This is a genomic window from Pseudomonas sp. NPDC089918 (assembly GCF_050280605.1).
In the GTDB taxonomy this organism is placed as follows: Bacteria; Pseudomonadota; Gammaproteobacteria; order Pseudomonadales; family Pseudomonadaceae; genus Aquipseudomonas.
Window position 1 is genome coordinate 67,047 of record NZ_JBNNVP010000020.1, and the last position, 22,395, is coordinate 89,441.

Below are 22,395 nucleotides of genomic sequence, written 5' to 3' on the forward strand. Positions count from 1 at the left end.
CATCACACGTCAATTTTGACTGGTGGTTAAAAAAAGAATGAGATCGGATGGAAACGAAACCGAGCAGGCCTGTTCAATGGCTGTAATTTGATCCTTCGTCAATTGGTAGTCATACACATAGTCCTCTTGATCCTTCCAGCCCATCAATACCGCGAGCTCCTCGCTTTTGATCGGAAGCACGTTCTCATAAGAAGCAAAGTCGTCTCCCTCATAGATACCCATCACCGTGTGCTTCATGGCTCTACCGTCCTCGTTGGGTCTGCAGGTTTTGTCTGATTGCCTGATGCGTGATCAAACTCGCCCAAGTGTTTTCCGCGTTTGTTGTATTTCTCCACTGCGCCGTGCTGGAAGTCCCATTCGTAAATCGTGCCTTTTTTATCCTTCCAACGAGGACGTAGGCCCCCGCCCTTCATGCGGGTTTTGCCTGGGGCCCATTTTGCATCCGGGAAGGCCGGCAAGGTATGTGGCTTCGGGTAGTAATGATGAGAAATACTGACAACGACATAGACCGGCCTTACCCCCGACTCCACGGGAAACACCAGAATGAAGTCCTTGTACTCCGGCGGATGTACCGGGTTCACGATGATGCTGTCAGCCGCTTTCGTCGGCGGGTAAACCCAGATATGCGGCGCTTGCGGGGCAGCCTCCAGCGTCGGAATGCCTAGGATGTCGGAACCATCCACGGCCGGCGTCCAGATCAGTTCAACGCCGTCACCGAGGTCAGCCACCTGCTGGCTGCCACGCAATGTGAACTGCACGACATCAACCATTTCCCAATCGCGATTTTTGCCGGTGTAGAAACCGTATCCCTTGAGGCTGCCATCAGTCTGTTGCTCGACCCGCAGGCGAACGCGGGTACGGGCCTGTTTCAGCGAACGGAGTTGGTCTTCGGTGTAAAGCGAGCTGTCGCCCAGACTCGATGGTGTGACCAGCGCAACAAGGCCAATCAGCGTTGCTGTTACGGCGCTCGCCGCGGCCACGGGAGCAGCGGTGAATGCCGAGCCGGCCAGGGCGAGGGAGCCCAGACCGCCGGGAATCGCAGTGCCACTGATCTTCTTCAGTGGCACTGCGCCCGATACATCCGCTTCGCGAGCACCCAGCAGAATCAGGTCGCCGTAGTCTTTCAGGCTATCGGTCGGCACCATCCCTGAGGGATTCGAGTAATCGATGATTGCGTCAGGCAGCTTGCAGGACTTGGCGAAGACACATCCGGCTTGAGTGGACCTTTGCTTTTCCGCTATGACCTGACGGCTGCGTTCGAAGGCGTCTTGCCTGGCGAGCATGGCCTCGTAGGCTTTTTGTCTGGCGTCCCGTTCGGCCACTTCGGTGGCAGTCATGTAGCGGTAGGTGACGTGATGCCCATCACCGGAGGGTGGATTCTTAATCCGCGGAATGTCCTTGTTGCCAGCCACTGATCATCCTTTCGTTCATCCATCGGCAGCCCCGGAAAAGGGGCTGCGCGACGTTAACGAACGTGGCTAATCGTGGCTGTAGGACGAGTCCTGAATGACTCTAGGTGTTTTCTTTTTTTCAGGACGGCAGCGCAATCCTTACGACTCGCCGCCTTCGTGTACATGCGCCGATGAAGTTTTCCAGGCCCAATCACTCAAACTTCAACCGCTCCACCTTCTGGAATAGTGAAGCTGTGAACTCATCCCGGTCGCTCGAATGGTGACAACGTCGATGACAGTTCGGGCACAGAGCCACAGCATTGCTAGGACGATCCGATCCAAACTGGGCCAAATGCTTAACGTGATGAACCTCAAGAAACGGCCTGCCGTCCTTTTCAAACGGAGCCGGTTTTCCGCAACCCTCGCAGATACCCTTGGCCTCTTTCCGCACCCAGGCCCTAACCTCAGGATCGCGTACAAAAGAGTTGCTCGAGCTCGGCACTTGTTGTGGTTTCAAAATCCCTTTCGGCTCGCCTTTGAACGGTCGTTTCTCAAGTTTGGCAGCACGTTGTTCTAGCGTTGCTTCATCGGCGGTCGGGGCAAAGTCTTCTGGCGTTACAGTATTCGGCGCGCTCAGCGCTTCACGAATGCTACGCGCAACATTCGCACCGACATTCTTGGCGGGTTTGTATCCCTCAATGCGATCTCGTCCGAGTTCGACCAGCACGGTAGAGATGTTCTGCATCCGAAACTCAACCGAACCTTTGGTGCGGTCCGCTAAGGCACCTTCGCGCAGGACGCGATTCTCGTGAGCCTTATTGACCTTCTGACCGCTTTGCTCGCGTGACAACATGCTGAGATAGGCATCGACCGCAGCCTGAATCTCCGCGTCACTCCAATCGCTGTTGCTCTTTCCAGTGTCCATACAATCGCCGAGGGTTGAAAACCCTCGGACGATACTGAGTGGCCATTACAGCTGTCTACGAAAATTCCTACAAAAAATAGCGATGGATCTCGCAAGAGATCCTACAAACACGTCTTCTAACCCATCGAATGCTTCGACGACTGAAATACCTGCGCAACCTTCCGCCACCAAGGCCTAACCACCGTCACGTGCCGCTGCGATTGATCGCTCAACAGGTACGGCATGTCCCGAAGCCGAATCCAACTTTCATCCTGCCAATGAAGCAAACTCAACGACATCTCCGGCCAATCCAACACACTCAACATCGGACGATCCGAATTTTTCGAGGGTTTTGCATCGCGTAAGGCTGGCACCACCTGATGGGTCAACCACTCTCGCAGCAACCGATTCCCTGGAACATAGTGATACACCAAAAGCGCATACACGCCGGACTCGCTGAGCATCAGCTGTTTTTCTGGTTGCCGGAAATACTCAATCCACAAAACGCGACGCTGATCTTTATCCAGTTTGCTGACCATACGATTACTCAGATGGACACCCATTAAACGGCCAATATCGCGGGCGCAGAACCATGGTTGATTTTCAAGAAGAAGGGCGTGGAGGTGGAGGTTGTGGCGGGTGAAGATCGTCGGCCTAAAGGGATCACGCATGACCGATCGGTGGGGAGTTTCTGCAGGCATATCCATTACCTCTACGTATGAGTGGAAGAGGGCCAGAACCCGACGTAGAGGATCTAAGAAATCCCAACAGGCTGTTTCTCCCACTCACAGGATTGCGCGTATATCACTGATATCAGCGCGCGTACTGTGGAAAGGAAGTTAGCTTCTACGTTGGGCGTTTCTTAGGCACCTGCTATAGAGCTTAGAGATGCTCTGAAACGACATCAACGCGGACGGTGCTGGAATTGTTGTAGGAGTTTTAGTAGCGAAGGCCGAAATTAGTGGGAATTTTCTTACCCAATAAAAGGCCCCGATCAGATCGGGGCCTCTTGCAATTCGATTTTCCGATTTACATCGTCAAATCACGGCTAGCTCAGGAATCAATCCCAGCTAAGCGCACCACCGGTTTGGTATTCAATAACCCGAGTCTCAAAGAAATTCTTCTCTTTCTTCAAGTCCATAATCTCGCTCATCCAAGGGAACGGGTTAGTCGTCCCTGGATACTCTTCCTTCAACCCAATCTGCGACAAACGACGGTTAGCAATAAACTTCAGGTAATCCTCCATCATCGCCGCATTCATGCCCAACACCCCACGAGGCATGGTATCCCGTGCGTATTCGATCTCCAGCTGAGTCCCTTGCAGAATCATCTGGCTCGCTTCTTCCTTCATTTCAGCATCCCACAAATGCGGGTTTTCGATTTTGATCTGGTTGATCACGTCGATGCCGAAGTTCAGGTGCATGGATTCGTCGCGCAGGATGTACTGGAACTGCTCGGCGACGCCGGTCATTTTGTTGCGGCGGCCCATGGAGAGGATTTGGGTGAAGCCGCAGTAGAAGAAGATGCCTTCCAGAACGCAGTAGTAGGCGATCAGGTTGCGCAGCAGTTCTTTGTCGGTTTCGACGGTGCCGGTTTCGAACTTCGGATCTGAGATCGAACGGGTGTATTTCAGGCCCCAGGTGGCTTTTTTCGCGACCGATGGGATCTCGTGGTACATGTTGAAGATTTCGCCTTCATCCATGGCCAACGATTCGATGCAGTACTGGTAGGCGTGGGTGTGGATCGCCTCTTCGAAGGCCTGGCGCAGGATGTACTGGCGGCATTCCGGGTTGGTGATCAGGCGGTACACAGCCAGGACCAGGTTGTTGGCAACCAGGGAGTCGGCGGTGGAGAAGAAGCCGAGGTTGCGCATCACGATGCGGCGCTCGTCGTCGGTCAGGCCTTCCGGGTCTTTCCAGAGGGCGATGTCGGCGGTCATGTTGACTTCTTGCGGCATCCAGTGGTTTGCGCAACCGTCCAGATACTTCTGCCAGGCCCAGTCGTACTTGAACGGTACGAGTTGGTTGAGGTCGGCACGGCAGTTGATCATGCGCTTTTCGTCGACAGCAACGCGGGCGGAGGCGCCTTCGAGTTCGGCGAGGCCTTCGGCGACGTCGAGGGTGTCCAGGGCAGCTTTGGCACGGGCGATTGCGGCAGAGTCGGTCGCGGTAACAGCGCGAGCTTCTTGAGCGGCGACACCACCAGCGGTGTCGAGTCGGTCCATGTTGGCTTCAGTCGCGTGGCCGGCGTTGGCGCCTTTTACCACGGTCTCGCCGCTGTCTTCTTTGTCGAATTCGTCCCAGCTCAGCATGACGTGTCGTCTCCTGCGTGAGGGCCAGATTGCCCGTGTGAAAACTGATAGGTTGGTTTTTCACACAGCCGTTTCTGGCCGCGTTGGATCTAAAGGAAATCGTTTTTTGCAGCAGTACAACGCAGGCAATAAACAGAATTTTGTACGGGTGTTCCGAAGCCGCCGATGGGCGCAGAAAACGTGAACCGCTCTGCGTGGGCTTCAGACTGGCTTTTCACCCCTGTAAGGGAATATTGCAGGCCCGTTTAAGTCCGCATTATAAGGAAATTTTCGGCCCCGTGGTGCGGCGAAATGGCACTCGCAGCGGTCGGCGAGGGGCGTTTTCAGGTTGGAGCGAGGGTTTACAGGGCTTTGGCGGAGGAAGTTTTTTTTTCGTCTGTTTTGGCTTGTTTTTGACGGTGAGGGCTGGGTGTTCGCGTGGTTATGGTCTGTTGTTGTGTTGCAAGCCCGGTGGGGCGGGGCTTTCGGGGGAGGGGAGCCGTTTTTGTGGGGGTAGTTTTTGGCTGAAAATGTTCTTGAAATGGATTGCTCAAAAAACAACCAAAAACAGCATTTTTTACTACATGTAGTGGTTTTGGTCGATTTTTGACCACTCCAGACACAACTAAGCCCGACCGAAGTCGGGCTTTAATGTCGCTTTCGGTTTTCAGCTGAGGCGACCAGCACCTACGTGATCAGAACCATCGGCAGCGACCTTGGCAGCGCCGGTGTGATCAAAGCCGTCAGCAGCGACTTTGGCAGCGCCGGTGTGATCAAAACCATCGGAAGCGAAAGAGGCCGAACCAGTGTGGTCGTAACCGTCAGAAGCGACAGCCGCTTCAGTGAAAGCAGCCGAACCAGTGTGGTCGTAACCATCGGCGGCGAAGGTATTGGCGGCCAGGACGGAAAGGGTCAGGGCGAGGATCAGTTTGGTTTTCATGGTGGTATCTCCAGGTTCGTTGGCGTTGTGTGCCTTGGGTGTGGAATTCATCCTACGCCAACTATTTTGATTAAAAAGCGCAAATAAACGCTGAAAACAATCGTATTTATCGATGTAGTGCTCGGCGCTTCATCTGCCTTTAAAGCGGGCGGATGGGTCGAGCCTTGATAAATAAGAGGGGGGGCGGATCAGCCGTTAGAGCAGCCGTTGCCCATGACGCTGTAGCGCAGAATGTGCCGCTGACCTTTGGAGTCGTCGTATTCCATTTTGGCTGGAACCACTTCGCAGACATTCGGGATTTCGCTCATCGATATGACTTTGGCGATGTCCAGGTGGGTGGAGTAGGTGTATTCCTCAATAGCGGGTTGTTGCTGTGCGACATCAGTCGGGACCTCATCCGCCATGGCGGTTACGCACAGACTGCTGAGGACCAGAACCCATAAAGCTTTCATTTCAAATTTACCTTTCTGAGGTCGAATGGGGTCGCGCAATCGTTTTTTGGATTGCGTGTGGAGCTTTAATAAAGAGTCTTGGATTAACTGCCTTCGTGGGGGCTGCAACTGGGTTAATCACGCTGCCTTGTTGGCGAGGCTGATTTTAGGCCTGGCGGTGGCGTGCATATAGCCGTGCTTTTGATAAACACTTTTGGCAGATTTGGTAACAATCCCCGAGAGCCCGCCCGAATCCACTGCGCAGAATCTGCCGAAGATTGCGATCTTTCGACTTAAAAAGCCGAAGATCAAAAGATCACAGGCTTCGCCTGCTTCTACGCAGGCCCTAATAGCCGGGTTTGAGCGCCTTGTCGCGGTATAGCCACATTTTGTAGGGGCTTGTTACTACCATCGTCGAATGGTTCTATAGGCCCGGCCCGGCTACAACTGGAGCCATACAAAAACAACTATTCCACCGAGGTAAGAAAGATGAGTGCGGCTTCTTTGTATCCCGTTCGTCCCGAGGTTCTAGCCAACACGCTGACTGACGAGGCCACCTATAAGGCCATGTACCAGCAGTCGGTCGTCAACCCGGACGGCTTCTGGCGTGAACAAGCCAAGCGCCTCGACTGGATCAAGCCTTTCACCACGGTGAAGCAGACGTCCTTCGACGATCACCATGTCGACATCAAATGGTTCGCCGACGGCACGCTGAACGTTTCCTACAACTGCCTCGACCGTCATCTGGCCGAGCGCGGCGATCAAATCGCGATTATTTGGGAAGGGGATGACCCTGCCGAAAGCCGCAACATCACTTACCGCGAGCTGCACGAACAAGTCTGCAAGTTCGCCAACGCCTTGCGCGGCCAGGATGTGCATCGCGGCGACGTGGTGACGATCTATATGCCGATGATCCCCGAAGCCGTGGTCGCCATGCTGGCCTGCACCCGGATCGGCGCGATTCACTCGGTGGTGTTTGGTGGTTTCTCGCCGGAAGCCCTGGCCGGTCGCATCATCGACTGCCGTTCGAAAGTGGTGATTACCGCCGACGAAGGCATTCGTGCCGGCAAGAAGATTTCGCTCAAGTCCAACGTCGACGACGCACTGACCAACCCGGAAACCAGCAGCATTCAGAAAGTCATCGTGTGCAAGCGCACCGGTGGCAACATCAAGTGGAACCAGCATCGCGACATCTGGTACGAAGACCTGATGAAAGTGGCGGGCAGTGTGTGCGCGCCGAAAGAGATGGGCGCCGAAGAAGCGCTGTTCATCCTTTATACCTCCGGCTCCACCGGTAAGCCAAAGGGCGTGCAGCACACCACTGGCGGTTACCTGCTGTATGCGGCGATGACCCACGAGCGCGTGTTCGATTACCGTCCGGGGGAAATCTACTGGTGCACCGCCGACGTCGGCTGGGTCACTGGCCACTCTTATATCGTCTACGGCCCGCTGGCCAATGGCGCGACCACGCTGCTGTTCGAAGGCGTGCCGAACTATCCGGACATCACCCGGGTGGCGAAGATTGTCGACAAGCACAAGGTCAACATCCTCTACACCGCGCCCACTGCGATCCGCGCGATGATGGCGTCGGGCACTGCAGCTGTTGAAGGTGCCGATGGCAGCAGCCTGCGTCTGTTGGGTTCGGTCGGTGAGCCGATTAACCCGGAAGCGTGGGATTGGTACTACAAGAACGTCGGCCAATCCCGTTGCCCGATCGTCGATACCTGGTGGCAGACCGAAACCGGCGGCAACATGATGAGCCCGCTGCCGGGCGCTCATGCTCTGAAACCTGGCTCTGCGGCACGGCCGTTCTTCGGCGTGGTGCCGGCGCTGGTGGACAACCTGGGCAACATCATCGAAGGCGTTGCCGAGGGTAACCTGGTGATTCTCGACTCGTGGCCAGGCCAGGCGCGCACGCTGTTTGGCGACCATGACCGCTTCGTCGATACCTACTTCAAGACGTTCCGTGGCATGTATTTCACCGGTGACGGTGCACGTCGTGATGCGGACGGTTACTACTGGATCACCGGTCGCGTGGATGACGTGCTTAACGTTTCCGGGCACCGCATGGGCACCGCCGAAATCGAAAGCGCGATGGTTGCACACCCGAAAGTCGCCGAAGCGGCGGTGGTCGGTGTGCCACACGACATCAAGGGGCAGGGCATTTATGTCTATGTCACGTTGAATGCTGGCGAAGAGCCGAGCGAACAACTGCGCCTGGAACTGAAAAACTGGGTGCGTAAGGAAATCGGTCCGATTGCTTCGCCGGATGTGATTCAGTGGGCGCCGGGGCTGCCGAAAACCCGTTCTGGCAAGATCATGCGCCGGATTCTGCGCAAGATTGCGACGGCCGAATACGATGGGTTGGGGGATATTTCGACCTTGGCTGATCCGGGTGTGGTGCAGCACTTGATTGATACGCACAAGACCATGAACGTCGCGTAAGCGCTGATTTTTGAGTCATCGAAACCCCACCAGGTGTTGAGCCTGGTGGGGTTTTTTCGTATTGATCGTTCCCATGCTCTGCGTGGGAATGCCGCAATGGACGCTCCGCGTCCGCCGTTGACGCTGTGACGCAGAGCGTCACGGGATGCATTCCCACGCGGAGCGTGGGAACGATCAGCGGGAGTGCCAATAATTATCGATGTCCGCCGTAGGCCCATTCCCACTGTTACCCATCACCCTTCAAGTAACTGAATGTGTAACCGCGCGCTCCGCTACGGGGCGATGGGAAACGCAAAGCCCCGTCACAGGGCCTCTAAACCCGCCATGAAAAATAAGACACCACGCTGCGCTTGCCGGATTAGAAGGGTTTGCCAATAATAGGCCCGCAATTTGCAATATAGATCGGTTCACTGTCTTTTGCTCTTGCATGAAATTGCAAGGCTGTCAACGCGCTCAGGCGGCTTTCTCGGTGCATCTGTAATTTGTTGTCGCATTGAAGAAATATCGGCTTCGGGCCTGTCGTTAGAATGCCGATCACTCGCTCGTCGTTGCCTGTGTTGAAATCAGCGCACGGTTCCTAGGACGCAGCACCGCTTTGCGGTTTAACCCATTCGCATATTGGGCTGTTGCTCACTCTGCCGTTTTTGCCCTTTACCGATGGAGTCCCAAGATGAAGAAACTTGTGCTGCTTGGCGCCCTGGCGCTGTCCGTGCTGTCCCTGCCGACCTTCGCCGATGACAAGCCCGTAAAAATCGGTATCGAAGCAGCTTACCCTCCGTTCGCCTCCAAAGCGCCGGACGGCAGCATCGTGGGTTTTGACTACGACATCGGCAACGCCCTGTGCGAAGAGATGAAGGTCAAGTGCGTGTGGGTCGAGCAAGAGTTCGACGGCCTGATCCCGGCACTCAAGGTGCGCAAGATCGACGCAATCCTGTCGTCCATGTCGATCACCGAAGACCGCAAGAAGTCCGTGGACTTCACCAACAAGTACTACAACACCCCGGCTCGCCTGGTCATGAAGGCCGGCACTGCAGTCAGCGAAAGCCTGGCTGAGTTGAAGGGCAAGAACATCGGCGTGCAACGTGGTTCGATCCACGAGCGTTTCGCCCGCGAAGTCCTGGCCCCGCTGGGTGCCGAGATCAAGCCTTACGGTTCGCAGAACGAAATCTACCTCGACGTGGCCGCCGGTCGCCTCGACGGCACCGTGGCAGACGCTACCCTGCTGGATGACGGTTTCCTGAAAACCGACGCCGGCAAAGGTTTCGCCTTCGTTGGCCCGGCCTTCACCGACGTCAAATACTTCGGCGACGGCGTGGGTATCGCAGTTCGCAAGGGCGACGCGCTGAAAGACAAGATCAACACCGCGATCGCGGCCATTCGCGAGAACGGCAAGTACAAGCAAATCCAGGACAAGTACTTCGCCTTCGATATCTACGGCAAGTAATCGTCCCCGCAACAAGTCCGAAATGGCGCAAGCAACAGGATCTCTGAGGTTTGCGCCATTTTTTCATCCCAACTTTCGAGGACCTGAATCATGTTGAAAGGCTACGGGGCTGTCATCCTCGATGGCGCATGGCTGACGCTTCAGCTCGCCTTGTCGTCCATGGTCTTGGCCATTGTTCTGGGTCTGATCGGCGTTGCGCTGCGTCTGTCCCCAATACGCTGGCTGGCCTGGCTGGGCGATCTGTATTCCACGGTGATCCGCGGTATTCCCGATCTGGTGCTGATCCTGCTGATTTTCTACGGCGGCCAGGACCTGCTCAACCGTGTCGCGCCGATGCTCGGCTATGACGACTACATCGACCTGAACCCGCTGGCCGCCGGCATCGGCACCCTGGGCTTCATCTTCGGTGCGTACCTGTCGGAAACCTTCCGTGGTGCCTTCATGGCAATCCCGAAGGGGCAGGCAGAAGCCGGCATGGCGTACGGCATGAGCAGTTTTCAGGTGTTCTTCCGGGTGTTGGTGCCGCAGATGATTCGTCTGGCAATTCCGGGTTTCACCAATAACTGGCTGGTACTGACCAAGGCGACCGCGCTGATTTCGGTGGTCGGTCTGCAAGACATGATGTTCAAGGCCAAGCAGGCGGCAGATGCTACCCGCGAGCCTTTCACCTTCTTCCTCGCAGTGGCGGCGATGTACCTGGTGATCACCAGCGTCTCGTTGCTGGCATTGCGTCACCTTGAGAAGCGCTACTCGGTAGGCGTAAGGGCGGCTGATCTATGATCTTCGACTACAACGTCATTTGGGAGGCCTTGCCGCTGTACCTCGGCGGCCTGGTGACCACCCTCAAACTGCTCGCGCTGTCGCTGTTCTTCGGTTTGCTGGCGGCACTGCCGCTGGGGCTGATGCGCGTCTCCAAGCAGCCGGTCGTCAACATGAGTGCCTGGCTGTTCACCTACGTGATTCGCGGCACGCCGATGCTGGTGCAGCTGTTTTTGATCTACTACGGTCTGGCGCAGTTCGAAGCGGTGCGTGAAAGCTTCCTCTGGCCATGGCTGTCGAGCGCCACGTTCTGTGCGTGCCTGGCCTTCGCCATCAACACCAGCGCCTACACCGCTGAAATCATCGCCGGTAGCCTGCGTGCCACGCCCAATGGCGAGATCGAAGCGGCCAAGGCCATGGGCATGTCACGGGTCAAAATGTATAAGCGGATTCTGCTGCCATCGGCCCTGCGCCGGGCACTGCCGCAGTACAGCAACGAAGTGATCATGATGCTGCAGACCACCAGTCTGGCGTCCATCGTGACCCTGATCGACATCACCGGTGCCGCGCGTACGGTCAACGCTCAGTTCTACTTGCCGTTCGAAGCCTACATCACCGCCGGCGTGTTCTACCTGTGCCTGACCTTTATTCTGGTGCGCCTGTTCAAAATGGCCGAGCTGCGTTGGCTGGGCTATCTGGCCCCGCGGAAGCACTGATATGGAACGCATCGATCATGCATTGCCGTGGAGCCACCTGGGCAGCGAACGCCGGATTTCGGTGTTCCGCTTCGGTGCTGGCGAGCGCAAGGCTTACATCCAGGCCAGCCTGCACGCCGATGAACTGCCGGGGATGCGCACGGCCTGGGAGCTGAAAAAGCGCCTGACCGAACTCGAAGCCCAAGGCTTGCTCAACGGTGTGATCGAACTGGTGCCGGTGGCCAATCCACTGGGCCTGGGTCAACTGCTTCAGGGTAATCATCAGGGGCGATTCGAGGCGGGTAGCGGCAAGAATTTCAACCGCGATTTCGTCGAGCTGAGCGAGCCTGTGGCCGCTGAGCTGCAAGGGCATCTGGGTGACGATCCTCACGCCAATGTCCGTTTGATCCGAGAAACCATGAGCGATGTGCTGGCTGCCTTGCCGCCTGCCGCGAGTCAGTTGCAAGGCATGCAGCGCATCCTGCTCAGCCATGCCTGCAATGCCGACGTGGTGCTGGATTTGCACTGCGATTGCGAAGCGGCGCTGCACATGTACGCCTTGCCGCAACACTGGCCGCATTGGCGTTCGCTGGCCGCACACTTGAACGTCAAGGTCGGGCTGTTGGCGGAAGATTCCGGCGGCAGCTCCTTTGATGAAGCGTGTTCGCTGCCATGGCTGCGTCTGTCGCGTCTGTTTCCGGATGCCCAGATTCCACTGGCCTGCCTGGCGACGACCATCGAGTTGGGCGGCCAATCCGATACCGGTCGCCCAGAGGCGGAGGCTTACGCCGAAGGCATTCTGGCGTTCCTCGCCGAACAAGGCTTGATCAGCGGTGAGTGGCCAAAACCTGCGCAAGACGCTTGCGAAGGCCTGCCGTTCGAAGGCACCGAATTGCTGTTCGCGCCGCATCCGGGCGTGGTGAGTTTTCTGCGTAAACCCGGTGAGTGGGTTGAGGCGGGTGACGAGATTTTTGAAGTGATCGATCCGTTATCGGATCGGGTCAGCACGGTGTGTGCTGGTACGTCCGGGGTGCTGTTTGCCATTGAACGGCTGCGTTATGCCCAACCCGGTTTCTGGCTGGCCAAGGTGGCGGGGCGCGAAGCGCTGCGTCACGGGCGCTTGCTCAACGACTGACTGACTGTTTTTGTGAGAACCGACCGCATGTACAAACTTGAAGTCCAAGACCTGCATAAACGCTATGGCAGTCACGAAGTGCTCAAGGGCGTGTCCCTGAAAGCGGCGGCTGGCGATGTGATCAGCATCATCGGCTCCAGTGGCTCCGGCAAAAGTACTTTCCTGCGCTGCATCAACCTGCTCGAGCAGCCGCACGCGGGCAAGATTCTGCTCAACAACGAAGAGCTGAAACTGGTTGCCAACAAGGACGGCGCGCTGAAAGCCGCCGACCCGAAACAGCTGCAACGCATGCGTTCGCGCCTGTCGATGGTGTTCCAGCATTTCAATCTGTGGTCGCACATGACCGCGATGGAAAACATCATGGAAGCGCCGGTCCACGTGCTCGGCATGTCCAAGACAGAAGCTCGCGAGAAGGCCGAGCATTACCTGAACAAGGTCGGTGTTGCTCATCGCAAAGATGCTTACCCTGGGCACATGTCCGGCGGCGAGCAGCAGCGTGTAGCGATTGCCCGCGCGCTGGCGATGGAGCCTGAGGTGATGCTGTTCGACGAACCGACCTCGGCCCTCGACCCTGAGTTGGTTGGTGACGTGCTGAAAGTCATGCAGGCCCTGGCGCAGGAAGGCCGGACCATGGTGGTGGTGACGCACGAAATGGGCTTTGCCCGTGAAGTGTCCAACCAGTTGGTGTTCCTGCACAAAGGCGTCGTCGAAGAAAGCGGCAACCCGCGCGAAGTGCTGGTCAATCCGCAGTCCGAGCGTTTGCAACAATTTTTGTCCGGCAGCTTGAAATAATCAGGACTGCCGTTGTGCACCGCGATAGTGCATGCTTCGCAGCCTAAAGGCTGGCCCGGATCTCCTGTAGGAGCTGGTTTGCCAACCCCTGTAGGAGCTGTCGAGTGAAACGAGGCTGCGATCTTTTGATCTTTTAAAAAGCCAGGATCAAAAGATCGCAGCCTCGTTTCACTCGACAGCTCCTACATTAGGGGGGGCTACAAGCCAGCTCCCATATTTGATCTTTGCCGGTTTCAAGATTTGTGTTCATTTACGGGCTAGCCTTGGCCCATGCCTTCATTCTGTTCTTTGCTTCGGATTGCCCGCCATGACTGCCCATCGAATTGGTTTCCTGATTTGGCCCAGCACTAAAGCTCTGACGCTTGCGCTGGCTGAGGAGGCCTTGCGTGTTGCCCAGCGTGTGCATCCGGACGTTGTTTACGAACTGTCGTTTTTGCAGGCCGAACCACCGACCGAAGGCGCCTGGCAATTGCCGGGTGAGCCCTGGGCCGGCAAGCTCGAAAACTTCCAGAAACTGTTCCTGCTCGCCGACGAGCCGCCGACCTCGCTCGCGCCAGCGCTCAGCAGTGGGTTGAAACAACTGGTGCGCGCCGGGTGTGTCATCGGCGGGTTGTCGGCCGGTGTTTACCCGTTGGCGCAATTGGGTTTGCTCGACGGTTATCGCGCTGCCGTGCACTGGCGCTGGCAGGACGATTTCGCCGAGCGTTTCCCGAAGGTGATTGCCACCAGTCACCTGTTCGACTGGGATCGCGATCGCTTGACCGCGTGCGGCGGCATGTCGGTACTCGACCTGTTGTTGGCGGTGCTGGCCCGCGATCACGGCGCCGAACTGGCCGGTGCGGTGTCGGAAGAGCTGGTGGTCGAGCGCATCCGCGAGGGCGGCGAACGCCAACGCATTCCGCTGCAGAACCGCCTCGGTTCCAGTCATCCGAAGCTCACCCAGGCGGTGTTGCTGATGGAAGCCAATATCGAAGAGCCGCTGACCACCGACGAAATTGCCCAGCACGTGTGCGTATCGCGTCGGCAGCTGGAGCGGATCTTCAAGCAATACCTCAACCGTGTGCCGAGCCAGTATTACCTGGAATTGCGCCTGAACAAGGCCCGGCAAATGTTGATGCAAACCAGCAAGTCGATCATCCAGATCGGCCTGTCGTGTGGCTTTTCTTCGGGGCCGCATTTCTCCAGCGCCTACCGCAACTTCTTCGGTGCCACGCCGCGGGAAGATCGCAACCAGCGGCGCAGCAGCAGCCCGTTCGAGTTGTCATCGGTGCCGTCCGAGCGCGGTTGAATCTGCGCAAGGCTAACTCGAACCAGGCGTTGATTATTCGTCAACCTCTGAGTTTCCAGAGGACGACACCTCCAGTTGCGCGTTATCGATGATTTCATCAAGCCCGAAGTCAACGTTGTTCAACCTGAAATAATCAAAGAGTCGTCGAAGGCTGTCTTCGGACAACGGATTCCCTCTCAGGTTGAGGCTTTCGCCAATTTCCATCGGCAGCTCCAGAATGTCGCTGGGTATCTCAATGATCGCGTTTGCGCTCAGATCAACCACGTCCAGAAACTCGAGTTGCAGCAGCCCAGGGGGAAACTCGGTGATGCCGGTGCTGTTTAACAGCAGTACGGCAAGCTCGGGCATCTGACTGACGTCGGGTGTCAGCCCCAATGGGTTGTTGCTCAGCTCCAGATAATCCAGGCGTTCCATTTGTGCCAGTTCGAGTACGGTTTGCGCGGTCAGGGTGAGTTGACACCGGGTCAGGGCCAATGCTGTCAGATCGCCCATTCTGAAAACGGCGTCGGGGATTTCGTTCAGTGTGTATTCGCGGATGGTCAGGCTTTTGAGGCGGGGGAAGCATTCCAGAAAACGCCCGGCCCCTGAGGTCATGCCGGCGCTACTGTGCAAATAGAGCAGTGTGACGTGGCTGAAGTCGGCACTCAGCACCGGCAGGTTGCCAGTGATGTTGATGGTCAGCGTTAAATCATAGGTGGGTGTCAGTGTCGCGTTGAACCCATCCACATTGGTTTCATGGCGCCAGCAACGCTCTAGAATCCGTTTGGTTTCAATACGGTTCAACTCTTCGAGTACCCGCTCCGCGTCCGTCAGGGCTTGGCCAGAAACCGGGTGGTGGGTGGGAATGTCCTGGGTCCAGATTTCCAGGGTGGTCCTCAGCGTTTCGAACTCGCCTTCCAGGCGTGTCAGCTCTGTTTGGCCCTCTTGCAGTGTGCCAGGCAGGCGATAGATGAAATCGCTGGCTCGCTCTTGATCCAGTCGCGGATAGAGTCGTTGTAATCGTTGGATATCCTCCTGTTCAGCAAAGACACCGAAGTCAAGGCCGGTCTTGACGAAGTAGCGCTTGATGCGTTCGCGGTCTGCTGCGCAAATCGGGTTGCCGCCCAGGTCAAAGCCATTCTGTATGTCCGGTGGCAATTCGAAGAGGGCGGCAGGCAGTTCCGGGATTCGATTGTCATTGAGCAGGGCGGTTCGAAGATGGGGACGCGTCAGCAAACCGGTGGGGATGCTGGAGATGCCGGTCCCTGCCACATCGATGTAATCCAGATCGGGCATGTTTTCGACGTTGGGGAGTAACCCCAGCGGATTGTGATACAGCTCCAGTGTTGTCAGCTCGCTCAGTGCCGCGAGTGTCGCCTGGCTCTGCGGGGTGAGGGTGAGCGCACAGTCGCTGATAATCAGTTCGTTGAGGTGCGGCCATTGGGTGATGGCGTCCGGGATATTGCCAAGGTTGAAATTGCGCAGGGCCAAACGATGCAGCCCGGAGAAGCGCTTCAAGAATCCATTCACGCCCCGAGTGGCTCGATGGCCGGTCAATGAGAGGTTGCTCACGTGAGTGAAATCGGCGCTCAGCACCGGGAGCTCGCCCAAAATCGGCCGGGAAAAAATAAAATCGACCTGCCAGGTGTCGGTCAGGGGGTGGGAAGCCTGCCGACGCCAGCAGTCGAGCAGCTGGTTCATGAACTGCCTGCGATTGCGTTGTTGTGTGGAGAACTGGTTGGCGACGATTCTGACATCGGTATCCGGGATATATAGCGGGATATCGCCGGTCCAGAGTTGCAGTTCATCGACGAGCCTTTCGTGTTCGCCGATCAGTCGCGTCAATTCTGCTCGCGGCCCGCTCGGATGCAGCTGTAGCCGTTCGACGTACGCCTGCAGTTCCTCGGCCGAAAGATGGGGGAACAGATTATGGGCTCTGGCTTGTAACGTCGGTGGCTGGCTCGGCATACGCCGATAGCCTTCGGAGCCACCCAGCAGACGCATCACTGATGGGTCGTAAGTGGGTTTGAAGATGGGGTGATGCGATAGCAGTGCGCGCAACTCGTCGCGACTCAAGGCATGTTCGCGGATCGATTGTTTGAGTTTTTCACCTTCGCCGATATGGATCTTCAGCGCGCTACGCTCGATGTCGGGGAATGCCTGCAGCAGGCTGGTATACAAGTCGCTGACGGAGTTGAGTGCCTGGCCTGTCTCGTCATAAGCCTGAAACGGGCCCTCTTCAGTCATGACCAGGACCTTGTGCAGCGGCGCATCCGTTTTGCCGACGCTATCGATCAGTTGTCCCTCATAGCTGTACTGCCGCAGTTCGATGCGCAGTTGCCCCGACCAGCCCGGTAAACGTTCTAGCGAGTGCAGGGCCAGTCGCTGTGTGTCGAGGTTATCGGCGGTCGACTTAAGCTCAAGGCCTTCGTAGGCGCGTGTCACCCGTGTTTGCAAAGCGGCCTCACGGCTCAGTTCCACCAGTCGTCCGGGCAATGTTCCCTGTTTGAGCTGTTGCAGTTCCTGATCGCTCGCCGTGTCGAGCACCGCTTCTGCGAGGCTCGTCGGCAGGCCGGGTTCGGCGTTGATGATGGTGTGTGCCAGGGCGCGAGCGCCGCGTTCGAGTTTGCGATAGCGATAGTCGAACAAGATGGCTCTTTTGCGTTCGACAATCTCAGCCAGCGTGCGACGCAGTGTGCGAGTGCGGGTGTCGAGACGGGCGACGGAGGCTCCGAATTCTTCGCCCATCAGCGTTTTTATTTCGGCTTCATCCAGTGTCAGAAGAAACGTTTTGAGCAAGTCGTCGTCGTTCATTTGAGTGACATCGATTTGCAGGTCCGGCACCGCGGAGCCGGGGCTTTGCCAAAGGGTTTGAGCCTTTTCATCAATCAGGCGCAGGCCTTTTCGCTCGGGCCAGTAGCCGTTTTCGTGGAGTAATTCCAGCTGTGTCACGGGATCGGCCTTGAGGAAGTCTTCAGGCCGGTCGCTGTTCATCTGTTCGATAAAGGTTTGAATGTCCTGTTCGATCCTGAACCGTTTGAGGGTGTCGGCCAGCATCGGTGGCAGCCGTTCGACATCCGTGTGCATCTTGCACAGCGTGTTTTCATCGTCGCCGCTGATCTTGAGCATGCGCTCACGCTCGATGGCGGAAAAACGTTCCATGTCGGGACCGATACGGCGCAACAACTTGGCCTGATCCCATTCCAGCGGTTGCTCCAGCTCAGTCTGCCAGGCGCCCTCGCCATTGTGTTTAAGCACTGGTTTATAGGCGTCGGGGCGTGTCGGGTGGTCGATGCGGTGCTGGCCGGTTTGCGGGTCCTCGATCACGGCATAGAGTTTGTCTTCCAGCCTCAACAGGGTTTTGCCCTGATGGTTGTGCAGCCCGCGTTCGTCGGTTGGCGAACCCTTGGGCAGTTCTGCGCGTTGTTCGAACGGCGCCAGATCGGGCTTCCAGTAGCGGGTTTCGCCATTCGGTGTCTTGACCGGTTTGAAACGGTCAATGAACTCAACGACTTCTCGAGGCAGGACTGAACGAAACTCCCCCACGACGAGGGTGCCTCCTACCGCAAAGGTGCCCAGCTGTACCGCGGACTGAACCGTCTCCATGAAATGTTCGAGCGCTTCATCTGTCAGGCTTTCTGCCCAGTCGACGATGCCTTCGAAGGTCTCGTCGAGCAATTGGTACGCCACGTAGGCCAGCATCAGTTCGCCAAGGAACGGCACGAACGGCAGGGCGACAAAGGCTGCGATGTTCAACAGCGCCGAGGCAATTTCTGTGAAGGAGTCCCATAACACCCATCGGGCTTTTTGGTCGACCAGGGCAGTGGATACTGCGATGACCCGTGCATCGTTGAGGATCTTGTCCAGTTTGCGCTGGTAGAGATGAGTCCACAGATCGCCCTGGATTGGCACTGCCGCCATTTGCAGGTTGACGCGCTGGTCTGGATTTTCTCTCCACGTGGGGCGCGAATCGCCAGGTTGAAGCGGTTGCCAGATGATGGGGGTGAGGCGGTTGTTCAACTGAGCGAAAAAGTGCCCGCGATCCTCATGGTCGATAAAGCGACTGAAGAATTGTTGATAGTCATGATTGCGCAAGCGCTGGATCAGTTCCTGGGCGAATGCGCCGGTGGAGGAATACTCCTTGATCGGGTGTTCGGGGTCGTCGGGAATATAGGCCACTACCCGAACCGTTTCGTGCGAACGCTCCAGATCCGGGGCAAACAGCACGATACCGGTCAGGTTGGCGTTCATGATTGTCAGTTCATGGCAGCCCCATTCCTGGCCGCGCAGGCGCAAGTGTTGCAGGCCATCCAATAAGCCAAGGATCAGTTGATGAACAGCACCGCCAAGCTTGTTTTGCATGTACGCCATTTGCAGGGCGGCGGTGAGTGCCGCTTTCTGGCTGTTGCGAACTTTGGATTGCATGACCGCTGTCGCCACCGGATTGCGCAGGCCCAGGTTTTCTTCAAGGTGCTCTTTGTAGCGCTCGCCAATGTCCAGTTCCCGGCACAATCGGGTAAATGCAGCGATGGGCATTTTTTGCAGGATATGCGGCAGTTGTTTGAATTGCCCGGTGGAAGAAGGCGGGGTGATATAGGTGGAAGCGGACTCAAAGGCCTGGTCTGTCGTCTCGCTGCTTTCAAAATTGTGCAGGGCGGCATCCAGCAGCGACACGGTCCAGATGCGTGCTGCCCCGGATTTCAATCGCAGCCAGGGAATGCGGGCAGGAATATAAAGACGCAAAAAGGTATGGCTGACATCCAGTTCCAGCCCAAAGCGTTTCTTGATCTCGGCTGCAAGTATTGGCTCGGCAAAGGTGCTGGCGTTTTGTAGGCGCGCCAAGGCCCGATCGACACGGTTTTGCGCCTCCCAATGCCGTGCATTGAGTTTGCCCAGTTCGACGTGCTGTGCCCTGGAGGCTGCCTTGAGTTCAGCGGGTAGCTGCGGTTTGATCTTCAGCAAGGCTTCGCGCTTTTGTGCGTTCGCCTGCATCAACCAGGAAGGAATGACGCTCATCAGGTGCTGATAGTGCGCATCCGGCCTGAAAGGTAGCATCGAAGCTTCTGGGTGTTCGGTGTTCATGTTCATGGAAGAGGTCGTCTGGGTTCGAAAGACCCCTAGCAAAACCCATCAGCCTGAACGACGTGCGGTACATATTTACCGCCATCGGCAACACCGCATCAGATAGAACTGAGCACGCCTGCCGCAAACCCCGCCAGCAGTTTAAACTGCGCCTTTGCGACGCTATTTGTCGCATTGCCGTAAACCCGGGCAAAACCTGTGTTTGCGCTATAAGAAGTTGTCGCTTGGCGGCAAGGCCGGGCTGAAAACTGTCCTTACAATCCCCTCATCGCTCGCCAGTTTCAGGCGAGTGTTCCTTTTCAGGAGACTCCGATGTCCGTTGAGCACGCTGCGGTAGAACGCGCCGATTTCGACCAGGTAATGGTTCCCAACTACGCGCCAGCCGCTTTCATTCCTGTGCGTGGTGCCGGTTCCCGTGTTTGGGACCAGTCTGGCCGCGAGCTGATCGACTTCGCCGGCGGGATTGCCGTTAACGTATTGGGCCATGCGCACCCGGCGCTGGTCGCTGCATTGACCGAGCAAGCGAACAAGCTGTGGCACGTGTCCAACGTGTTCACCAATGAGCCGGCCTTGCGCCTGGCCCATAAGCTGGTCGACGCCACTTTTGCCGAGCGCGTGTTCTTCTGCAACTCTGGCGCTGAAGCCAACGAGGCCGCCTTCAAGCTGGCCCGTCGCGTGGCCCATGACCGTTTCGGTACCGAGAAGTACGAAATCGTTGCCGCGCTCAACAGCTTCCACGGCCGTACCCTGTTCACTGTGAACGTCGGTGGCCAGTCGAAGTACTCCGACGGCTTCGGTCCGAAGATCACCGGCATCACCCACGTGCCTTACAACGACCTGGCCGCGCTCAAAGCCGCTGTTTCCGACAAGACCTGCGCGGTGGTTCTGGAGCCGATCCAGGGTGAAGGCGGCGTACTGCCGGCCGAGCTGTCTTACCTGCAAGGCGCCCGTGAGCTGTGTGATGCGCACAACGCACTGCTGGTGTTCGACGAAGTTCAGACCGGCATGGGCCGCAGCGGCAAGCTGTTCGCCTACCAGCATTACGGCGTGACCCCGGACATCCTGACCAGCGCCAAGAGCCTGGGCGGCGGTTTCCCGATCGCAGCGATGCTGACCACCGAAGACCTGGCCAAACACCTGGTCGTCGGCACCCACGGCACCACGTATGGCGGCAACCCGCTGGCGTGCGCTGTCGCTGAAGCGGTGATCGATGTGATCAACACGCCCGAAGTGCTGAATGGCGTCAATGCCAAGCACGACAAGTTCAAGACCCGTCTTGAGCAGATCGGCGAGAAGTATGGCCTGTTCACTGAAGTCCGCGGTCTGGGCCTGCTGCTCGGTTGCGTGCTGAGCGATGCCTGGAAAGGCAAGGCCAAAGACATCTTCAACGCCGCCGAGCGTGAAGGCCTGATGATTCTGCAAGCCGGCCCGGACGTGATTCGTTTCGCCCCAAGCCTGGTGGTTGAAGACGCCGATATCGATGCCGGTCTGGACCGTTTCGAGCGCGCCGCGGCGAAGCTGACGCAAGCCTGATAGACCTTTCGACGCCTGACTGTTCAGGCGTCGATCCAAATATTTGTTTCGGGCTGGATCAAAAGTGTGGGAGCTAGCCTGCTAGCGATGAGGGCCTGATAGCCAACATCATTGTTGCCTGACAGGACGATATCGCTAGCAGGCTAGCTCCCACAGTTGACTCTGAGTTGTTTCAGGGATGGCCCGGGTTTTTTTCTTCTGTAAGTTCTGAGATTAAGGAGTGACACCATGCTGGTGATGCGCCCCGCGCAAATGGCTGATCTGGGCGAGGTACAGCGTCTGGCTGCGGACAGCCCGATTGGTGTCACTTCCTTGCCGGATGACGTTGAACGCCTGAGCGACAAGATCGCCGCAAGCGAAGCCTCGTTCGCCGCTGAAGTCAGCTTCAACGGCGAAGAGAGCTATTTCTTCGTCCTCGAAGACACGGCCACCGGCAAGCTGGTCGGCTGTTCGGCCATCGTTGCCTCGGCCGGTTATTCCGAGCCGTTCTACAGCTTTCGTAACGAAACGTTTGTGCACGCCTCCCGCGAGCTGAAGATTCACAACAAGATCCACGTGCTCTCCCAGTGCCACGACCTGACTGGCAACAGCTTGCTGACCAGTTTCTACGTGAAGCCGGAACTGGTGGGTTCGCCTTGGGCTGAGCTCAATTCCCGTGGTCGCCTGTTGTTCGTGGCCAGCCATCCGGAGCGCTTTGCCGATTCGGTGGTGACCGAGATCGTCGGTTACAGCGATGAAAATGGCGACTCGCCGTTCTGGGATGCCATCGGTCGCAACTTCTTCGACCTCAACTACGCCGAAGCCGAGCGTCTGTGTGGCCTGAAAAGCCGCACGTTCCTGGCCGAGCTGATGCCGCATTACCCGATCTACGTGCCGTTGCTGCCGGATTCCGCTCAAGAGGCGATGGGCCAGGTGCACCCGCGGGCGCAGATCACTTTCGACATTCTGATGCGCGAAGGCTTCGAGACCGATCACTACATCGACATTTTCGACGGTGGCCCGACGCTGCATGCCCGCGTCTCGGGGATCCGTTCGATCGCCCAGAGCCGTGTAGTGCCGGTGAAAATCGGCGAGCCGGTCAAAGGCGTTGGTCGTCAGTATCTGGTGGCCAATGCCCAGTTGCAGGATTACCGCGCCGTTTTGCTTGAGCTCGATTACGCGCCGGGCAAACCCGTAACCCTGGATCTTGAAGCGGCCGAAGCCTTGGGCGTCGGTGAAGGTGCCAGCGTGCGCCTGGTGGCGGTTTAACGCCTGCTGCTATGCCTAAAAGAGTGAATGCTTAGTAAA

General features: G+C 57.2%; 17 protein-coding genes. 9 read left to right on the forward strand and 8 right to left on the reverse strand.

Annotated features, from left to right (window positions below; all coding sequences use genetic code 11):
- Window positions 1-9 precede the first annotated feature (9 nt).
- The 7 genes from ACQKPC_RS16075 to ACQKPC_RS16105 all read right to left on the reverse strand — a co-directional run bounded on the left by ACQKPC_RS16075 (window position 10) and on the right by ACQKPC_RS16105 (window position 5,977).
- Window positions 10-237: a hypothetical protein gene (locus ACQKPC_RS16075; protein ID WP_028939376.1), complete on the reverse strand. Its 228-nt coding sequence runs from the start codon at window positions 235-237 to the stop codon at window positions 10-12.
- The gene (locus ACQKPC_RS16080) at window positions 234-1,412 is read right to left on the reverse strand and encodes a colicin E3/pyocin S6 family cytotoxin (protein WP_427625504.1); all 1,179 of its coding nucleotides are present in this window, start codon (window positions 1,410-1,412) and stop codon (window positions 234-236) included. The genes ACQKPC_RS16075 and ACQKPC_RS16080 overlap by 4 nt, the downstream gene beginning before the upstream one ends.
- A gap of 190 nt (window positions 1,413-1,602) precedes the next feature.
- Complete coding sequence (locus tag ACQKPC_RS16085) at window positions 1,603-2,316, reverse strand: HNH endonuclease (RefSeq protein ID WP_427625505.1); 714 nt, start codon at window positions 2,314-2,316, stop codon at window positions 1,603-1,605.
- A gap of 116 nt (window positions 2,317-2,432) precedes the next feature.
- Window positions 2,433-2,966, reverse strand: coding sequence for a BRO-N domain-containing protein (locus ACQKPC_RS16090; protein WP_427625506.1), 534 nt, complete (start codon window positions 2,964-2,966; stop codon window positions 2,433-2,435).
- A 389-nt stretch (window positions 2,967-3,355) separates the two neighbouring features.
- Window positions 3,356-4,606, reverse strand: coding sequence for a ribonucleotide-diphosphate reductase subunit beta (locus ACQKPC_RS16095; protein ID WP_007905373.1), 1,251 nt, complete (start codon window positions 4,604-4,606; stop codon window positions 3,356-3,358).
- Between the two features lie 646 nt (window positions 4,607-5,252).
- Window positions 5,253-5,525, reverse strand: coding sequence for a hypothetical protein (locus ACQKPC_RS16100; RefSeq protein ID WP_123495811.1), 273 nt, complete (start codon window positions 5,523-5,525; stop codon window positions 5,253-5,255).
- Between the two features lie 188 nt (window positions 5,526-5,713).
- Window positions 5,714-5,977 carry a DUF2790 domain-containing protein gene (locus ACQKPC_RS16105; RefSeq protein ID WP_123495813.1) on the reverse strand — a complete coding sequence of 88 codons (264 nt, stop codon included), beginning with the start codon at window positions 5,975-5,977 and terminating at the stop codon, window positions 5,714-5,716.
- A 468-nt stretch (window positions 5,978-6,445) separates the two neighbouring features.
- Between ACQKPC_RS16105 and acs the strand changes: the two genes are divergently transcribed.
- From acs to argR, 7 genes are all read left to right on the forward strand, one after another.
- Complete coding sequence (gene acs, locus ACQKPC_RS16110; protein ID WP_427625507.1) at window positions 6,446-8,401, forward strand: acetate--CoA ligase; 1,956 nt, start codon at window positions 6,446-6,448, stop codon at window positions 8,399-8,401.
- A 670-nt stretch (window positions 8,402-9,071) separates the two neighbouring features.
- Window positions 9,072-9,845, forward strand: coding sequence for an ABC transporter substrate-binding protein (locus ACQKPC_RS16115; RefSeq protein WP_401177250.1), 774 nt, complete (start codon window positions 9,072-9,074; stop codon window positions 9,843-9,845).
- 90 nt (window positions 9,846-9,935) lie between these two features.
- On the forward strand, window positions 9,936-10,625 hold the full coding sequence (locus ACQKPC_RS16120; RefSeq protein WP_007904805.1) for an ABC transporter permease: 690 nt from the start codon (window positions 9,936-9,938) through the stop codon (window positions 10,623-10,625).
- Window positions 10,622-11,320, forward strand: coding sequence for an ABC transporter permease (locus tag ACQKPC_RS16125; RefSeq protein ID WP_427625508.1), 699 nt, complete (start codon window positions 10,622-10,624; stop codon window positions 11,318-11,320). Before ACQKPC_RS16120 ends, ACQKPC_RS16125 begins: the two co-directional genes overlap by 4 nt.
- Before the next feature lies 1 nt (window position 11,321).
- Window positions 11,322-12,434: a M14 family metallopeptidase gene (locus ACQKPC_RS16130; protein ID WP_427625509.1), complete on the forward strand. Its 1,113-nt coding sequence runs from the start codon at window positions 11,322-11,324 to the stop codon at window positions 12,432-12,434.
- 27 nt (window positions 12,435-12,461) lie between these two features.
- Window positions 12,462-13,226: an ABC transporter ATP-binding protein gene (locus tag ACQKPC_RS16135; protein WP_007904680.1), complete on the forward strand. Its 765-nt coding sequence runs from the start codon at window positions 12,462-12,464 to the stop codon at window positions 13,224-13,226.
- A gap of 307 nt (window positions 13,227-13,533) precedes the next feature.
- A complete protein-coding gene (argR, locus tag ACQKPC_RS16140; protein ID WP_008071845.1) occupies window positions 13,534-14,514 on the forward strand; it encodes a transcriptional regulator ArgR in 981 nt (326 codons plus the stop codon).
- 33 nt (window positions 14,515-14,547) lie between these two features.
- On the opposite strand, the gene ACQKPC_RS16145 is transcribed toward argR, so the two are convergent.
- On the reverse strand, window positions 14,548-19,581 hold the full coding sequence (locus tag ACQKPC_RS16145; protein WP_427625510.1) for a dermonecrotic toxin domain-containing protein: 5,034 nt from the start codon (window positions 19,579-19,581) through the stop codon (window positions 14,548-14,550).
- A 306-nt stretch (window positions 19,582-19,887) separates the two neighbouring features.
- Here ACQKPC_RS16145 and ACQKPC_RS16150 point away from each other — a divergent pair, with 306 nt between their 5' ends.
- Window positions 19,888-21,108: an aspartate aminotransferase family protein gene (locus ACQKPC_RS16150; protein ID WP_007904683.1), complete on the forward strand. Its 1,221-nt coding sequence runs from the start codon at window positions 19,888-19,890 to the stop codon at window positions 21,106-21,108.
- A gap of 228 nt (window positions 21,109-21,336) precedes the next feature.
- Window positions 21,337-22,356: an arginine/ornithine succinyltransferase subunit alpha gene (gene aruF / locus ACQKPC_RS16155; protein ID WP_427625511.1), complete on the forward strand. Its 1,020-nt coding sequence runs from the start codon at window positions 21,337-21,339 to the stop codon at window positions 22,354-22,356.
- The last annotated feature ends 39 nt before the right edge of the window (window positions 22,357-22,395 follow it).

What these genes read in the sequence shown, in the direction of transcription:
- ACQKPC_RS16125 (WP_427625508.1), top strand. Translation starts at nt 10,622, where the DNA reads ATGATCTTCGACTACAACGTCATTTGGGAGGCCTTGCCGCTGTACCTC.
- acs (WP_427625507.1), top strand. Translation starts at nt 6,446, where the DNA reads ATGAGTGCGGCTTCTTTGTATCCCGTTCGTCCCGAGGTTCTAGCCAAC.
- ACQKPC_RS16135 (WP_007904680.1), top strand. Translation starts at nt 12,462, where the DNA reads ATGTACAAACTTGAAGTCCAAGACCTGCATAAACGCTATGGCAGTCAC.
- ACQKPC_RS16130 (WP_427625509.1), top strand. Translation starts at nt 11,322, where the DNA reads ATGGAACGCATCGATCATGCATTGCCGTGGAGCCACCTGGGCAGCGAA.
- ACQKPC_RS16075 (WP_028939376.1), bottom strand. Translation starts at nt 237, where the DNA reads ATGAAGCACACGGTGATGGGTATCTATGAGGGAGACGACTTTGCTTCT.
- ACQKPC_RS16105 (WP_123495813.1), bottom strand. Translation starts at nt 5,977, where the DNA reads ATGAAAGCTTTATGGGTTCTGGTCCTCAGCAGTCTGTGCGTAACCGCC.
- ACQKPC_RS16090 (WP_427625506.1), bottom strand. Translation starts at nt 2,966, where the DNA reads ATGCGTGATCCCTTTAGGCCGACGATCTTCACCCGCCACAACCTCCAC.
- ACQKPC_RS16115 (WP_401177250.1), top strand. Translation starts at nt 9,072, where the DNA reads ATGAAGAAACTTGTGCTGCTTGGCGCCCTGGCGCTGTCCGTGCTGTCC.
- ACQKPC_RS16100 (WP_123495811.1), bottom strand. Translation starts at nt 5,525, where the DNA reads ATGAAAACCAAACTGATCCTCGCCCTGACCCTTTCCGTCCTGGCCGCC.
- ACQKPC_RS16095 (WP_007905373.1), bottom strand. Translation starts at nt 4,606, where the DNA reads ATGCTGAGCTGGGACGAATTCGACAAAGAAGACAGCGGCGAGACCGTG.
- ACQKPC_RS16150 (WP_007904683.1), top strand. Translation starts at nt 19,888, where the DNA reads ATGTCCGTTGAGCACGCTGCGGTAGAACGCGCCGATTTCGACCAGGTA.
- argR (WP_008071845.1), top strand. Translation starts at nt 13,534, where the DNA reads ATGACTGCCCATCGAATTGGTTTCCTGATTTGGCCCAGCACTAAAGCT.
- aruF (WP_427625511.1), top strand. Translation starts at nt 21,337, where the DNA reads ATGCTGGTGATGCGCCCCGCGCAAATGGCTGATCTGGGCGAGGTACAG.
- ACQKPC_RS16120 (WP_007904805.1), top strand. Translation starts at nt 9,936, where the DNA reads ATGTTGAAAGGCTACGGGGCTGTCATCCTCGATGGCGCATGGCTGACG.
- ACQKPC_RS16085 (WP_427625505.1), bottom strand. Translation starts at nt 2,316, where the DNA reads ATGGACACTGGAAAGAGCAACAGCGATTGGAGTGACGCGGAGATTCAG.
- ACQKPC_RS16145 (WP_427625510.1), bottom strand. Translation starts at nt 19,581, where the DNA reads ATGAACATGAACACCGAACACCCAGAAGCTTCGATGCTACCTTTCAGG.